The sequence below is a fragment of the Kaistella yonginensis genome (genome assembly GCF_030409525.1).
Lineage (GTDB): Bacteria > Bacteroidota > Bacteroidia > Flavobacteriales > Weeksellaceae > Kaistella > Kaistella yonginensis.
On record NZ_JAUFQB010000007.1, the window covers coordinates 66,715 to 82,572 of the forward strand.

Sequence of the window (15,858 nt, forward strand, 5' to 3'; positions counted from 1 at the left end):
CCGGAAATAAGTAAACTTTAAAAATGATAGCCATGGTAAATAAATTTTATGATTTCAGGAACTTAAAAGGCGATTTGTCTGGTGGTCTAGTTGCCGGAGTTGTTGCTTTACCGCTCGCCCTGGCTTTTGGAGTACAATCAGGAATGGGCGCTACTGCAGGATTATACGGCGCGATAATTCTGGGAATCTTAGCCCCTATTTTGGGTGGTACAAGAACGCAAGCGAGTGGACCAACTGGCCCAATGACAGTGGTTTGCGCCGCGGTTGTAACTTTGGCAGTAAGTAAATTTGGTGGAATAGAAGACGCACTGCCGATAATTTTATTGACCTTCTTTCTAGGTGGAATTTTTCAAATAATTTTTGGATTCTTTAAGATTGGAAGTTTTATCAAGTATTTTCCCTATCCAGTAATTTCAGGGTTTATGACCGGAGTTGGACTCATCATCATTTTTTTTCAGCTTTTTCCCTTATTTGGTTTAAACTCGCCGAAATCTACTCTTAGTGTTCTGCAGGAACTACCCAAAATTTTTACGGAATTTAATTTGGCTGCATTGGGCATAGGCATCTTCACCATTGCTATGTATTATTTCTTTCCCAAAATATCAAAAACAGTTCCGAGCACTTTGGTCGCGTTAATTACTGGTACTCTACTTTCCTATTTTTTAAAGCTGGACATTCCATTAATCGGAACAATTCCAGCGGGATTACCAGAATTAAAAATGATGGGTTTCCTAGAGATACCTTCTGAAGCGTACGCTCAAATTTTGGAATTTGCTATTATTTTAGCTGCTTTAGGATCTATTGATTCCTTGCTTACCTCGGTAATTGCAGATAATATTACCAAAACTCGGCACAATAGCAACAGAGAATTAATCGGACAGGGAATTGGTAATACAGTTGCGGCAATGTTTGGCGGAATCCCTGGTGCTGGCGCCACCAAAGGAACCGTAATCAACATAAATTCTGGTGGTACTACCCGTTTATCTGGCGCAATCCACGGATTGTTTTTACTCATTATATTATTAGGTGCCGGATCGTTAGCTTCGTACATTCCAATTACCGTTTTGGCAGGCATTCTTATTCCAGTTGGATTAAACATTATTGACTACAAAGCACTCAAGCATTTATTGAAAGTACCGCGAGCAGATGCGGTAGTCCTTGTGGTTGTATTACTTATAACTACGTTTGGAAATTTAATCTATGCAGTAGGCATAGGAGTTGTGTTGGCGTCAGTTCTATTCATGAAAAAAGTAAGCGATTTGGCCGAGGAAAAAACGCAATTGCGATCTTTAACTGAAACAATTCCAGAAGGCCTGTGGGCAGATGAGCAACTATTATATTCAGAATTTAAAGACCGTGTTTACATTAAACATCTGTATGGACCATTATTTTTCGGTTTTGCTTCCGAGTTTCAAGCCATGACTGCTAATAAAAATTTAGAAATGGAAGCATTAATTATTAGAATGGATCGGGTCCCCTATATCGATCAGTCTGGATTATACGCGCTGGAAAATGTTCTTTTTAATTTGAAAGTCAAAAATATTACCGCCATTTTGGTCGGTTTGCAACCACAGCCAAAAGATATATTAGAATTAATAGGAATTATTCCCAATCTCGTTCCAGAGGAAAATATTTCTGAAGATATTGGCGATGCGGCTGAACTTCTTAAAATACTACTAAAAAATCACAGAAACACGGAACAGCTTGTAGAGATCCTTGGTACTAATTAATCCCAACTTAAAATTAAAAAAATGTTCAAATTGAAAATCTTCTTTTTTTTAATAGCCGTCATTTCAATCGATTATTTTAAAGCTCAAGTTACGTTTCAAGTTGGTTTATTACCGTCTGTAGTCTTGACCGATAAAATGTCTAATGATTGGTCAGTTATATATGAGATAGACTCGCGACAGCTTTTAAGTACAAGAAATATTGAAGGTGTTGTTGATAACAAATATGAATTCGCGTTAACAGATTTTTCTGTGCTTGCCGCGAAAAAAATCAGTCATCACTCCCGATTAGCAGGTGGTTATCTTCTACGAATTGAAGATGATGAAATTTCCCATAGGTATATTCAGCAATATACGTTGACCCATCAATTACGTTCACTGCCACTAAGTCATCGGTTTGCTAGCGATCAAACATTTTCATCGGCAGAGAAACCTTCATTTAGACTAAGATATCGGATTGCTACAGAGATTCCTTTGATGGGAGAAACTGTTGATGCTGATGAATTATATTTTAAAATGAGTAATGAATTTCTGAACAGTTGGCAAGATTCAGAATATGATCTAGAAGTTCGGCTTGTTCCTTTGCTCGGCTTTAATTTTAAAAATGAGAAAAAGTTAGAAATGGGTCTGGATTATAGACTTGATTCTTTCTTACAAAATAAGACCCGTCACAGCTTTTGGGTCAGTGTAAATCTATTAGTAGAACTTTAAAAAGATAGCACAAATGATTCTTTCTTCCTTTTTAATAGTTGCTGGGTTTTTCGGTTTAATATTCGGCGCAAATTGGCTTGTAGATGGTGCTTCATCTTTAGCTAAAAAGTATAATATTCCAGATTTAATTATTGGTTTGACGATTGTCGCTTTCGGGACTTCAGCCCCGGAGTTGGTTGTGAATTCAGTGGCTTCTATAGATGGCCTGTCAGATATTGTTCTGGCAAATGTTATCGGAAGCAACAATTTTAATCTGTTTATCATTCTTGGAATTGCGGGATTAATCTATCCAATTTCTGTTCGTTCGTCGATGGTGCGTAAAGAAATTCCGATTTCATTAACAGTGGTTTTACTCTTATTGCTTCTTGCAAACAATTTTTATCTCGGCGGAACTTTGGCAGTTTCCAGATGGGACGCACTTATATTATTGGTGTGTTTCGCGGGCTTCCTCATCTACTTATTTAAAAATATGAAGTCGGAACATCCAGAAGAAATAACAGACACGGAAAAATCTAACTTTAAAATTTGGACTCTTATTGCACTCGGTCTCACCGGCTTAATTGGCGGCGGAAAACTAGTAGTTGACAACAGCATCGGAATTGCGACTGATTTGGGAATTAGTCAAAAAATCATAGGTCTTACCATTATAGCGACTGGAACTTCGTTACCAGAATTATTAACTTCAGTTGTTGCAGCTCTTAAAAAGAACAGCGACATCGCCATCGGAAATGTGATCGGCTCAAATATCTTCAATGTACTATTAATTCTTTCCGTAAGCTCCTTGGTTAATCCTATTCAGTTTAATGCGGTATTTAATCAGGAATTTTTAATATTAATCGGAGGAACAGTCTTTTTGATGCTTGCGATGTTGACTGGAAAAAGAAAGATGCTGGATCGGTGGGAGGCTTTTCTGTTACTTGGATTCTACCTGTCTTATACCGTTTATTTAGTTTCCAAAGAACTTTAGTAAATTTCGTTGCTGCTGGTAATCTTATCTTGAATTTAATTATTAAAAACACCTGCCTCATTTCATAAAAGGAAATGATTTCTGATAAACGTGAATCAGTATCATATTTAAAATATAATTCTACAGTACTTTCAAGAATTGCAACTATTAAATTAAATCCTACTAATCCCTTTAAAACACAAATCTCATCTTTTACAATGACCGATAGGTTACTTTATTGAGATTCAACCACAGTGATTGTTCTAACTTTGTATTTAGCAATAAAAATCTGCTATTAATCCCTTCATTTTGTTGCATGTTAGCAAAAGAAGTTATATTTTTGCACCTCGAAATAATTAACAAAATTAATTAACATTATGAACAATTACGAAACTGTTTTCATTTTAACTCCCGTTCTATCTGATGCTCAGGTGGAGGAAGCAGTGAAAAAATTTGAAGACTTATTGACTTCACACAATTGCGAAATCGTTGCCAAAGAAAAATGGGGACTGAAAAAATTAGCGTATCCTATTCAATTGAAAAAGAATGGATTTTACACTTTGATCGAGTTCAAAGGTGAAGGAACTGTAGTAGCAGATTTAGAACTTGCTTACAAACGTGACGAAAGAGTACTTCGTTACTTAACTACAAAACTTGACAAACATGCGATCGAGTATGCAGTAACAAGAAGAACGAAAGTGAAAACTGCGAAAGCTTAATTTTAACCCCTCAAAAAAAGAAAAGACATGGCAATAGATGATATGGCTAAACAAGCCTCAGCAGGAGGAGAATCTGAAGTAAGATTTTTAACTCCACTAGACATCAATACAAAATCTGACAAAAAATACTGTAGATTCAAAAAATTCGGTATCAAGCATGTAGATTATAAAGATGCAGATTTCCTTCTTCAGTTCGTCAACGAGCAAGGTAAAATTTTACCAAGAAGATATACTGGAACTTCTTTGAAATATCAAAGAAAAGTTTCTGCAGCAATCAAAAGAGCGAGACACTTGGCAATGTTGCCATATGTAGCAGATTTATTAAAATAACATTAATCATTGGTTGTTGGTTATTGGTTGTTGGTCGTTGGTTCGCTAACTTCTAACCGCCGAAATCTAACTTCTAACTAAAAAAGGACAACAACAATGGACATTATCCTAAAAAAAGACGTAGAAAACTTAGGTCTTGAATTCGATACCGTAAGCGTAAAACCAGGTTATGCAAGAAATTTCTTGTTACCACAAGGAATCGCTCTTTTGGCTACGCCAAAAAACAAAGCAGCTTTAGCAGAAACGCTAGAAGCTAGAAAAGATGAAGAAGCTAAATTGGTAGCGGCTGCAAATACCATCGTAGATCAATTGAAAAAAACAAACATCACCATCGCTACGAAAGTGGGTTCAGGTGACAAATTGTTTGGATCAATCAACAATGCAAACCTTTCTGAAGAATTATCTAAAGTAGGGGTACAAGTTGATAGAAAATACATCAAAATCCCTGGGAACAATATTAAGAGAACTGGTAAATTCAGTGCCTTAATCAGACTTCACAGAGAGGTAGAATACAATTACGAATTCGAAGTTGTTTCTGATGCTCCACCAGTGGTAGAAGCTCCTAAACCAGTTGCAAAACCTAAAGCTGTAGAAACAGAAGAAACTCCTGCTGAAGAAGCATAAGCGTTTTTAAAATATTAAAATCCGTTACCATTAAATTGATAGCGGATTTTTTTTGCTAACTATTAGAAAATAGTTTGAACTAATTTGTTAGTGACTTATCATAGCCGATACGAAGAGAAATTTAGTGTGTAGTATAAGTATTTGAAGCAAGTTTCAAACCCATTTGCAAAAACATCTTTCGTTCTAGAATTACTATTTCTTATCAAATAATTCAATCGTTTTTTGAAGCGTTTCTTCAGTTTGTATAATATCTAATAGAATTAATTTTGTAGTAAATTTTACATTTTTATCAGTTTCATTTATGTTAGCATACAGAAAAGTCATTAAATATTCCGTTTTATATTTCAAAGTTGATTTCAGGTCTTCAATATTAGAAAGCGTAATAATCTTATTGTAATCAACCAAATCGATTTTGGTGTTTGAAACAGCTTTCCATCCATTGAGCTTAATACTTGGAACGTAGATTCCTTTGACTTTCATCACAATTTCCAAAACTTTCACATCCTTGTTATCAGCATAAAAATCCAATGAATCAATTAAAGATTTTTGTCTAGGAATAGTGGCAATAATATCTTCTTTTGAATCATTTAACTCACTATTTATCGTTGAAAATGCTTGCTTAATATATGCTTTATCTTTTCTTTCAGAATTCCAATTTTCAATAAAAAGTGCGATCAGAATACCTGCGATTACTGGAATGATTTGTTGAAAAAACAGAATAGCATTTCTTTTAAATTTCTCTTTCATTAATTTTAATTTGTGGGTAAGATAGTACTTTTTTAAAAATAAAAAATCACAAATTGATTGTGATTTTGTCTAAAACTTGCTCAAAGTTGGGGAGAATTTGTGGAGCCAGACGTTTTTACTGTTCAACAAAGAAATCTTCATCTAAATGCTTTACATCGTACGATTGTTTAATCTGAACACCTACATTATATTCGTGCATAAGATCAACTAATTTATTTCCATCTATTAATATTATTTTATGATGTGCATTTTTAGCTTTTTCAGTAGCACCTTTATCAAATAATGACGTTGTGACAAAAACTCCCTTATTTGTATCTCCACTCATTGCTCCTATAAAATTTCTAATATCTTTTTCTCTTACTTTATTTTCTGTAAATCTTTTTGCTTGAATATAGATTTTATCAAGACCAAGTTTGTCTTCATTGATGATTCCGTCGATTCCTCCATCTCCCGATTTAGAAGTTTCTATAAAATCTCCATATCCCATTTTATTTAATAGTTTAAGAATTACTTTTTCAAAATAATAAGGATCAATTGTTTTTAGTTTTTCAAGAAGTTCATTTTTAATTTCTCTTTCAATTTGATCAAAACCTTCATCAATTAAATCTTGAGGAGATGCGCTTGAAATTCTTTTTATGTCACTAGAATTTGCATGTTTATCACTTTCAGTTTGATAAAAATCTAATAAAGAAGATTCTTCTTCTAAACCTCTTAAATTTAACTGTGACTTTTGAGCTAAACCTTTGTCTGTAATTTGGACATTCCCTCTAGATGGATAATGAATATAACCTCCTTTTTTTAGATATGATTTCCCCCATGCAATTCGGTTATTAATTAATATTTCACCGGACTTAGTTTTTTCTTCTAGCAAAGTATTGTTTAAATGTGAGTAATATTTTTCAATAACTTTTTTTTGCAATTCTCGTGTATGAATAATCTCTTTGTCAGATAACACTTCTAGAATGGGATTGAAAGTTTCGTGGAACTTTGGGATTTCTTGATTCATATTTCTTCTCGATTTGATTGATGATGATATTTTTACTTCTCAAATATACACAAGTCCTCTAAATTAAAAAGCAGTTTTGTAAGAACGTCCACTTTGCAACCCGACTTGAGTGGAGCTCTTTTTTGTTATTGCGATTTCGATATCTTTCAACAGATTGCTTCTTTTCGATCGCAATAAGAAAAAAAGCGGGAACGGAAGGCGGATAAAGTTGCCCAAATAAAAAAACTTCAGCAATAAACTGAAGTTTTCTATAACTCTATTCGAGATATTTTAAATATGAATCACCTCGCCATAAGCGGCTGCAACTGCTTCCATCACGGCTTCGGAAATCGTGGGATGTGGATGAATGGATTTTAAAACTTCGTGTCCTGTCGTTTCTAATTTACGCGCCACAACGGCTTCTGCAATCATATCGGTAACGCCAACTCCGACCATATGACAACCGAGCCATTCGCCGTATTTTGCATCGAATATCACTTTGATGAAACCATCGGTATCGCCGTTAGCAACAGCTTTTCCGGAAGCAGAGAAAGGAAACTTTCCTACTTTTAATTCGTATCCTTTTTCTTTCGCCTGTTTCTCCGTCAAACCAACCGACGCCACTTCTGGATGACAATACGTACAACCGGGAACATTGCCGTAATCGATTTTTTCTACGTGAAGTCCTTTGATTTTTTCTACACACGTAATTCCTTCCGCAGAAGCAACGTGCGCCAAAGCTTGAGTCGGCAAAATATCGCCAATCGCGTAATAACCGGGAACGGAAGTTTCGTACCATTCGTTGACCAAAACTTTTCCTTTGTCGGTCTGAATCCCAACTTCTTCGAACCCTTGCCCTTCAATATTGGAAGCGATCCCGACTGCGGAAAGTAAAATATCGGCTTCTAAAACGATGTTTCCTTTGTCGGTTTTTACGGTAGCTTTCACACCATTTCCAGAAGTATCAACCGATTCTACAGAAGCATTGGTCATGATTTCGATCCCCGATTTTTTCAAAGACTTCTCCATGTGTTTAGACGTATCTTCATCTTCCACTGGTAAAATAACGGGCATAAATTCTACGACCGTAACTTTGGTTCCCATCGTATTATAGAAATCGGCGAACTCAATTCCGATCGCACCAGAACCAACTACAATCATCGATTTTGGTTGTTCGGGAAGATTCAACGCTTGTCGGTAACCAATTACTTTTACGCCATCTTGTGGAAGATTGGGTAATTCTCTAGATCTTGCTCCCGTTGCAATGATGATATGTTGTGCGTAATATTCTGTGGATTTTCCGTCTTTATCGGTAACATTTACTTTTTTCCCTTTGGCAACTTTTGCAGTTCCCATGATGACATCGATTTTGTTTTTCTTCATCAAGAAAGCGATTCCACCACTCATTTTTGTGGCAACTCCTCTACTTCTTGCGATCACTTTAGAAAAATCGAAACCTGGATTTTCTACTTTATTTAAACCAAATTCTTCGGCTTTTTGCAAATATTTGAAAACGTGTGCCGATTTCAAAAGTGCTTTTGTAGGAATACATCCCCAATTCAGACAAATTCCGCCCAAGCTTTCTTTTTCGATAACAGCAGTTTTAAAACCTAATTGTGCGGCTCTGATTGCGGTAACGTAACCTCCTGGTCCACTTCCGATGACAATAATATCGTAATTCATGAATTTTAAATTTAAGGCGAATTTACGGAAATTTTATGATTTTAAAAATTAGAATTTTTTAGAACGTTTTTTAAAAAAACGATTTTGGGAATTGTTTTTTAAGAACCATTTTAAATAGAAAAGCAGACCTTAAAAAGTCTGCTTTATCAATTATTTTATGCCTTTATAACTTTCTACCAATCTAATAAATTCTGCGCGATAGCCATCTTTATCTTTGGAAATGCCTTGTTTTGCAAGATTTATAACTTCCTCTAAATTTTTATTTTTAATATATTTAGATTCTCGAATTACCATACCAAACCAACTTACAGCCGTTGCAAATTTGAAATCTTCAGAAGTTTTCGCAAAATTTGTTGCAGAATTTTTTACAATTTGCTGCATTTCAACACTTTTGTCTTCATCTGGTTTCTTGTAGCGCAATTTTATAGTGGCCAATTCATCGCCAAAATTTTGCGAAGTTTCTTTTACATTCGTGTATTTTAAAGGAATTTCCTTCACATCAAAATCAGACTGAGCACCCACCGGAATTATTTCATACAAAGCAGTAACGGTGTGTCCACTTCCCAATTCGCCTGCATCTTTTTTATCATCTACGAAATCTTCGTTATTTAATTTTCTATTTTCGTAGCCAATTAAGCGGTAAGATTTTACATATTTTGGGTTAAATTCTATCTGGATTTTCACATCTTTTGCAATCGCATACATACTTCCTGCAAATTCTTTTCCCAAAAATTTATTGGCTTCCTGCAAATTATCGATGTAGGCATAATTTCCATTTCCTTTATCAGCCAAGGTTTCCAAAGTATTGTCTTTATAATTTCCCATTCCGAAACCAAGACATGTTAAGAAAACACCAGATTTTCTTTTTTCCTCAATTAAAGTTCCAAGATCTGCGGTGGAAGAAGTTCCAACGTTGAAATCGCCGTCTGTTGCGATAATCACCCGATTATTTCCATTTTTAATAAAATTTTCTTGGGCTAATTTGTACGCCAATTCAATTCCGGCTCCTCCTGCAGTACTTCCACCGGCTTGCAAATTATCCAAAGCGGCGATAATTTTTTCTTTATATTTTACAGAAGTTGGCTCCAAAACCATTCCTGCATTTCCCGCATAAACCACGATTCCGACTTTATCTTCCGGTTTCATTTTATTTAATAAAACTTTAAAAGAAGATTTCAAAAGTGGTAATTTATTTGCGGCATTCATCGAGCCAGAAACATCAATTAGAAAAACTATATTAGAATTTGGCAGTTTATCCATCGGAATGTTTTTTCCTTGCAAACCGATTTTCAATATTTGATGTTGCGGATTCCATGTTGCTCCACTGAATTCTGTATTTACGCTAAACGGTTTATTATCTGTTGGTTGCTGATAAGAATATTTAAAATAATTAATCATTTCCTCAATTCTCACTGCATTTTTATCTACTTTTTGTCCATTATTAATCATTCTTCTAACGTTGGAATAAGCGGCTTTATCAACATCAATTGAAAAAGTAGAAAGCGGTTCGTTTTTCGTGGATTCGAAAGGGTTTTCAATATAAGCGTCGTATTCTTCGTTGTTAATGTCAATATTTCCTCTTATTTTAAGAGGATTTTTTGATTCAAATTCATCAGAAAGTTTTCTTAATTCTTTTCTTTCTTTTTTACTTAAATTTTTAGTTGTTAAAACAATGACACCATTTAATGCTTTGCTTCCATATAAAGAAGTTGCGGAAGCATCTTTCAAAACATTTATAGTTTTAATTTTTTTTGAATCAAAAGATTTTAAGGCTCCATAATTATAAACTTCGCCATCAATTACTACCAAAGGTTCATTATTGCTTTTTAATGATTCAACTCCTCTAATAATTAAACTGGAATTGCCACCAGGATTTCCTTTGGTAGGACTAATTTCCAAACCTGCAACTCTTCCCTGTAACATATTTGAAACATTATTATTTGTAGAATTTGGAAGTTGTGGAGAAGAAATATTTGTTGCATAACCCATTGGTTTTTTTTCTCTTTTAATTCCTAGTGCGGTTACAACAACTCCCTGAATGTTTTTAGTTGCATTTTGTTCCGCTTTTGCTCTACTTTCAGAATTTGCCATTTTAGAAGTTTCGGCTAATTCTGCCTGTTTTTTCTTGGCTTCATAAGCAGTAATTGCAACTTCTTCTAAATTATTGGTAGATTTCTTTGGAACTAAAAATTCATCTGTAAAATATTTTCCATTTTCGGTATAAACTACATTTTCTTTAGGTGAAGAATTACCAATTATTTTTGGACTTTTTGTTGGAGTCGGAACTTGCATTGCAATAACCTCGGTTTTTTCAGTTGTTTTCTCCTTTGCAATATTTGATTTTATAGTTTCATCAATTTTCCGAATTTCAGGATTCTCAATTGGTTTTTCAACTGGTAAATTTTTATTGATGGTAATTTTTGGTTTCACTAATTCAACAGAATTTTTAGAATTAAAAAAATAAACTCCAGAACCTATTAGTAAACTTGCGGCAATTCCATACGGCAGCCAAATTGGTAGGATTCTTTTTTTAGTTTCTTTTTTATCTAATTTTTCTTCTATTTTATTCCAGATATTTTCAAATTCTGGCGTGTTCAATTTTTCATCTGAAGCTTTACTTGCTTCACTGAATTTTTTATCTATATTTTCGAAATTATTTTCCATTTTTTACTTTTTTAAAAATTTTGTTGGTGAATCATTTCCTGCAATTTCTTACGGGCAAAATTGAGTTGAGATTTTGAAGTTCCTTCACTAATCGAAAGCATCGAAGCAATTTCTTTGTGTGGATAACCTTCAATGGCGAAAAGATTGAAAATTGTTTTACAACCTTCCGGAAGAAAATTCAACAATTTCAGAATGTCTTTTTCTAAAGAAAAAACAACGTTTTCTCCGGAAGAAATTTTCACTGCAATTCCTTCATCTAAAGAATAATGAAATTGTTCTTTTTTGCGTAATTTCTGCAGACATTCATTTACTGCAATTTTTCTAGACCAAGCTTCAAAAGTATTGAAATCTTTTACCTGATTCATTTTCGTGAAGATGATATAAAAAGTATCGGCCAAAACTTCTTCTATATCTTCATCGCTCTTCAAATAGCGTTTACAAACCGTATTCAGTTGGTGCACCATTTCTTCGTAAACTTGCCGTTGCGCGTTGCGGTTTTTACGTTTGCATTCTAAAAATAATTGTTCATTCATAAGAATTTGCTCTTTAATAGTATAGATGCAAAATTTTTAAAAAAGGTTGGAAATAAAAAGACTTAACGTGAATTAAGTCTTTTTAAAGGTAATAAAAAATAGTAATGGAAAACTCAACCATTGAAAATGAGTGAAGAATTACAAATACTAAGGTTTGGAATATTTTCTTTGCTTAAAATAAAAAAACTTCAGAAATCAAGCTGAAGTTTTTTGTTGTATAAAAGGTTTATATGATAATTTTAATATTTTCCTACCGGCGTTTTTACATTTCCTAAAATATCCGGGAAGTAGAAATCCGCCAGGTGCTCGAATTCATCACCACGCATAAACATGCTTGCATCAACTTCTGCATAAGAGGTCTTTCCGGCAGCGCCGATTAGCTCGTTACACGTACGCAAAGTGTTTTTGTGGAAGTGGTATACGCGCTCACTCTTATCGGTTACATCTAAGCCTTTGATTAGCATTTTATCTTGGGTTGCCACACCGGTCGGGCAGGTATTGGTATTGCATCTTAAGGCTTGAATACAACCAAGCGCAAACATAAATCCACGTGCGTTATTACACATATCTGCACCCATCGCAACCGCTCGCAAAATATCAAGTGAGGTGAGTACTTTCCCACTTGCGATTACCTTCAATTTATTGCGAACATTATAATTGTTTAAGGTTCTATTGACGAAAATTAAGGAAGGTTCTAACGGCATTCCAACTCCATCTGAAAACTCTGGTGGTGCTGCTCCTGTTCCTCCTTCTGCTCCGTCTACCGTGATAAAGTCTGGATAAATTTTCAACACATTCATTTGTGCACAAATATCTTCGAACTCTTTGGTATCACCGATGCATAATTTAAAACCAACGGGCTTTCCGTCGGAAAGTTCTCTCAGTTGCTGTACAAATCTTAACAAGCCAGCAGCATCTGAAAACGATGAATGTGAGGGCGGAGAAATGATTGTCATTCCTGGTTGTACGTGGCGAATTGCAGCAATTTCAGGCGTGTTTTTAGAACCTGGCAATACACCGCCATGTCCTGGTTTTGCTCCTTGCGAAATTTTGATTTCTATCATTTTTACGGCGGGAAGCGCTACGTTTTTCTTAAATATTTCAGGCGAGAAACGGCCGTTGTCATCTCTACAGCCAAAATAGCCGGTCCCAATTTGCCAACATAGATCACCACCTTCTAAATGATAGGGGGAAATCCCACCTTCGCCTGTATTGTGAAAAAATCCACCTTTTTTGGCGCCTCTGTTCAAGGCCATCTGTGCACGATCACTTAATGATCCGAAACTCATGGCGGAAATATTGAAAAGTGAAGCTTTGTATTTTTGGGTACATTGGTCGCCACCCACCAAAACGGTCGGTAATTCTTCCGATGGTGACTGGGCGTAAATGGAGTGTTTTATTCCTTCGTACTTACGATTATTAATTTCTAATTGAGTTCCGAAAGGGACAGTATCACTGATGTTTTTTGCTCTTCTATACGCCGCAGAACGTTCGTTTCTGGGAAAAGGTTTTCCATCAGTTTCTCTTTCGATGAAATACTGCTGCATCTCTGGAGAAATTTCTTCAAAGAAATATCTGAAATATCCCAAGACCGGAAAGTTCCGAAGAATAGCATGTTTGGTCTGGAAACTGTTATAAAGCCCGAGCAAATAAATGCAGGAAAGCAGTATCGGAATCCAATAATGAGTCTTGATTAATATCGCAATGACCCATGTTACAATCAAAAGTACGATTCCCCATCTGATGAATTTTTCTCTCATTATAATTTATTTATTAATGCTTCAAAAATAATAATAATAAACGGACAAAAAAAACCGCTTTCAAAATTTGAAAACGGTTTTCTATTTTTTCTAAAATCTATTTATTCCAAGTGATTTTTACTTTTTGAACTTCCTCGGAATTGGTTCCGATCATGATTTCGAAATCACCTGCTTCCCAATCATATTTCAAAGAACTATTATAGAATTTCAGTTCTTCTGGGGAAATATTGAAAGTCACTTTTTTAGTTTCGCCTTTCTTTAAAAATATTTTCTGGAATCCTTTTAATTCCTTTACTGGTCTAGTAATACTGCCGACCATATCTCTAATATATAACTGCACGACTTCGGCACCATCATAATTTCCCGTGTTGGTAACGGTCACCGATGCTTGAATGGTCTGGTTACCTTTCGGATTTGTTGTGGACACCGATAAATCACCATAGCTAAACTGCGTATAACTTAAACCATAACCAAATGGATAAAGCGGCGTGTTGCATTCATCCATAAAATTAGAGCGGAATCTATGATATTCGCATTTATCGGTTTGTTCTTTGCCCAAAGGTCTTCCTGTATTTTTGTGATTATAATACAAAGGGACCTGCCCTAGACTTCTTGGGAAGGTCATCGGTAATTTACCAGAAGGATTTACCGTTCCGAAAAGAACATCGCTAATTGCATTACCTGCTTCTGTTCCTGGGAACCAAACATTTAAGATGGCCTCCGGAACCTCTTTAATATTGGTTAAGGCCAAAGGTCTTCCGGTAAATAGTACCACTACGATTGGCTTTCCTGTTTTCTTTAATTCCATTAATAAATCCACCTGAGAGGCTGGAATATCGATTTCTGTTCTGGAAGATGATTCGCCACTCATCTCCGCTGATTCGCCGATTGCCAGTACAATAACATCGGCTTGATTTGCAACAGATACTGCTTCTTTTAGCAATTCTTCTTTGGAGCGAGCATCGCGATCTGTTAACTTGCCGTGAGCAGCATAAATATTTTCGAGTTTTTCGCTATAATCGATATTTGCACCTTTGGCCGAAATAAATTTCACCTCTTTTCCAAAATTATCTTGCAATCCTTTCATTAAAGACACTGCGTTTGCATGTTTGGCAGCGACACTCCAAGTACCCGCCATATTGAGAGAATTATTTACCAATGGGCCAATTACGGCTACCGTTCCTGATTTTTTAAGAGGTAAAACGTGATGATCATTCTTCATTAAAACGACCGATTGTGCCGCCGTATTTCGGGCAATATTTCGGTTTTCTAGACTGTAAACTTCTTTGGCCGCTAATTTTGCATTTCCATATCGGTAGGGATCTTCAAAAAGTCCTAAATCATATTTCGCTTCCAAAATTCTTTTTGCTGCCTGATCGATGGACGCTTGGCTTACTTTTCCTTCTTGCAAAGATTTTTTTAATGTTTTTAAGAAACCTTCGCCCACCATATCCATATCGATTCCAGCGTTGAGAGACATGGCTGAAACCTGCTGCAGATCGCCCATTCCATGATCAATCATTTCATTAATACCGGTATAGTCGGTTACAATAAATCCATCAAACCCCCACTGATTTCGGAGTACTTCGGTTTGTAACCACTTATTTCCCGTGGCCGGAATTCCATCTACCTCATTAAAAGAAGCCATTACTGTACCTACTCCAGCATCAACCGCTGCTTTATAAGGTGGGAAATACTCATTGAACATTCTAAGGTGACTCATGTCGACGGTATTATAATCACGACCGGCTTCACCAGCACCATATAAGGCGAAATGTTTTACACAAGCCATGATGGTATTGCTGAGGGACAAATCTTTCCCCTGATACCCGTAAACCATTGCTTTCGCAATTTCACTTCCCAAATATGGATCTTCACCGGAACCTTCAGAAACCCTTCCCCATCGTGGTTCACGGGAAATATCGGTCATAGGTGAAAAAGTCCAGGAAATTCCATCTGCAGTCGCTTCTCTAGCAGCTACCCGAGCTGATTGTTGGATCAAATTCATATCCCAAGAAGCAGCTAAACCCAATGGAATTGGAAAATTTGTTTCATAACCGTGGATCACATCCATCCCAAAAATGAGGGGAATTTTTAGACGGCTTTTTTCGACGGCTACTTTCTGTACCGCTCTGATTTTGTCAGCACCTTTAATATTGAAAAGTCCACCGACCAAACCATCTTCTATTTTTTTACCTATATCAGAGTTTTGTGCTTGCCCCGTTGTAAAATCGCCTGCACTTGGTAAATTAAGTTGTCCAATTTTCTCTTCTAAGGTCATTTTTGCCAACAACGATTCTACGAAAGCTTTTTTCTTGGCTTTGTATTGGTTGGTCTGGAAAGACTGTACAGGTTTATTTACGATATCTTGGGCTACGACCAACGGTGCAAGAACCATTGCTGCGAGCAGAACTAATTTCTTCATTTTA

Annotated in this window: 13 protein-coding genes; 6 read left to right on the forward strand and 7 right to left on the reverse strand. The window is 35.7% G+C overall.

The window, feature by feature from the left end:
* The first annotated feature begins 32 nt into the window (after positions 1-32).
* The 6 genes from QWY78_RS02505 to rplI all read left to right on the forward strand — a co-directional run bounded on the left by QWY78_RS02505 (position 33) and on the right by rplI (position 5,057).
* A complete protein-coding gene (locus tag QWY78_RS02505) occupies positions 33-1,730 on the forward strand; it encodes a SulP family inorganic anion transporter (protein WP_290216255.1) in 1,698 nt (565 codons plus the stop codon).
* A gap of 21 nt (positions 1,731-1,751) precedes the next feature.
* Positions 1,752-2,438 (forward strand): DUF2490 domain-containing protein, encoded by a 687-nt coding sequence (locus QWY78_RS02510; protein ID WP_290216257.1) that lies wholly within the window; start codon positions 1,752-1,754, stop codon positions 2,436-2,438.
* 13 nt (positions 2,439-2,451) lie between these two features.
* Complete coding sequence (locus QWY78_RS02515) at positions 2,452-3,405, forward strand: calcium/sodium antiporter (RefSeq protein WP_290216259.1); 954 nt, start codon at positions 2,452-2,454, stop codon at positions 3,403-3,405.
* A gap of 356 nt (positions 3,406-3,761) precedes the next feature.
* Positions 3,762-4,103 carry a 30S ribosomal protein S6 gene (gene rpsF / locus QWY78_RS02520; RefSeq protein WP_290216262.1) on the forward strand — a complete coding sequence of 114 codons (342 nt, stop codon included), beginning with the start codon at positions 3,762-3,764 and terminating at the stop codon, positions 4,101-4,103.
* Between the two features lie 27 nt (positions 4,104-4,130).
* Complete coding sequence (gene rpsR / locus QWY78_RS02525; protein WP_290216264.1) at positions 4,131-4,433, forward strand: 30S ribosomal protein S18; 303 nt, start codon at positions 4,131-4,133, stop codon at positions 4,431-4,433.
* A gap of 96 nt (positions 4,434-4,529) precedes the next feature.
* Positions 4,530-5,057 (forward strand): 50S ribosomal protein L9, encoded by a 528-nt coding sequence (rplI, locus tag QWY78_RS02530; protein WP_290216266.1) that lies wholly within the window; start codon positions 4,530-4,532, stop codon positions 5,055-5,057.
* A gap of 192 nt (positions 5,058-5,249) precedes the next feature.
* On the opposite strand, the gene QWY78_RS02535 is transcribed toward rplI, so the two are convergent.
* The 7 genes from QWY78_RS02535 to bglX all read right to left on the reverse strand — a co-directional run bounded on the left by QWY78_RS02535 (position 5,250) and on the right by bglX (position 15,854).
* Entirely contained in the window at positions 5,250-5,804 is a 555-nt protein-coding gene (locus QWY78_RS02535) for a hypothetical protein (protein ID WP_290216268.1), read from the reverse strand.
* A 115-nt stretch (positions 5,805-5,919) separates the two neighbouring features.
* Positions 5,920-6,810, reverse strand: a complete 891-nt coding sequence (locus tag QWY78_RS02540) for a restriction endonuclease (protein WP_290216270.1) — start codon at positions 6,808-6,810, stop codon at positions 5,920-5,922.
* Between the two features lie 270 nt (positions 6,811-7,080).
* Entirely contained in the window at positions 7,081-8,472 is a 1,392-nt protein-coding gene (lpdA, locus tag QWY78_RS02545; protein WP_290216271.1) for a dihydrolipoyl dehydrogenase, read from the reverse strand.
* 150 nt (positions 8,473-8,622) lie between these two features.
* Positions 8,623-11,136 carry a vWA domain-containing protein gene (locus QWY78_RS02550; RefSeq protein ID WP_290216273.1) on the reverse strand — a complete coding sequence of 838 codons (2,514 nt, stop codon included), beginning with the start codon at positions 11,134-11,136 and terminating at the stop codon, positions 8,623-8,625.
* Positions 11,137-11,147: 11 nt separating this feature from the next.
* A complete protein-coding gene (locus QWY78_RS02555) occupies positions 11,148-11,669 on the reverse strand; it encodes an RNA polymerase sigma factor (RefSeq protein WP_290216275.1) in 522 nt (173 codons plus the stop codon).
* A 239-nt stretch (positions 11,670-11,908) separates the two neighbouring features.
* Positions 11,909-13,429, reverse strand: coding sequence for an FMN-binding glutamate synthase family protein (locus tag QWY78_RS02560; protein WP_290216277.1), 1,521 nt, complete (start codon positions 13,427-13,429; stop codon positions 11,909-11,911).
* 97 nt (positions 13,430-13,526) lie between these two features.
* Positions 13,527-15,854, reverse strand: a complete 2,328-nt coding sequence (gene bglX, locus QWY78_RS02565; RefSeq protein WP_290216279.1) for a beta-glucosidase BglX — start codon at positions 15,852-15,854, stop codon at positions 13,527-13,529.
* Positions 15,855-15,858: the final 4 nt, after the last annotated feature.

Coding starts and splice junctions, on each gene's coding strand:
- QWY78_RS02505 (WP_290216255.1), top strand. CDS start 33: ATGGTAAATAAATTTTATGATTTCAGGAACTTAAAAGGCGATTTGTCT.
- QWY78_RS02510 (WP_290216257.1), top strand. CDS start 1,752: ATGTTCAAATTGAAAATCTTCTTTTTTTTAATAGCCGTCATTTCAATC.
- QWY78_RS02515 (WP_290216259.1), top strand. CDS start 2,452: ATGATTCTTTCTTCCTTTTTAATAGTTGCTGGGTTTTTCGGTTTAATA.
- rpsF (WP_290216262.1), top strand. CDS start 3,762: ATGAACAATTACGAAACTGTTTTCATTTTAACTCCCGTTCTATCTGAT.
- rpsR (WP_290216264.1), top strand. CDS start 4,131: ATGGCAATAGATGATATGGCTAAACAAGCCTCAGCAGGAGGAGAATCT.
- rplI (WP_290216266.1), top strand. CDS start 4,530: ATGGACATTATCCTAAAAAAAGACGTAGAAAACTTAGGTCTTGAATTC.
- QWY78_RS02535 (WP_290216268.1), bottom strand. CDS start 5,804: ATGAAAGAGAAATTTAAAAGAAATGCTATTCTGTTTTTTCAACAAATC.
- QWY78_RS02540 (WP_290216270.1), bottom strand. CDS start 6,810: ATGAATCAAGAAATCCCAAAGTTCCACGAAACTTTCAATCCCATTCTA.
- lpdA (WP_290216271.1), bottom strand. CDS start 8,472: ATGAATTACGATATTATTGTCATCGGAAGTGGACCAGGAGGTTACGTT.
- QWY78_RS02550 (WP_290216273.1), bottom strand. CDS start 11,136: ATGGAAAATAATTTCGAAAATATAGATAAAAAATTCAGTGAAGCAAGT.
- QWY78_RS02555 (WP_290216275.1), bottom strand. CDS start 11,669: ATGAATGAACAATTATTTTTAGAATGCAAACGTAAAAACCGCAACGCG.
- QWY78_RS02560 (WP_290216277.1), bottom strand. CDS start 13,429: ATGAGAGAAAAATTCATCAGATGGGGAATCGTACTTTTGATTGTAACA.
- bglX (WP_290216279.1), bottom strand. CDS start 15,854: ATGAAGAAATTAGTTCTGCTCGCAGCAATGGTTCTTGCACCGTTGGTC.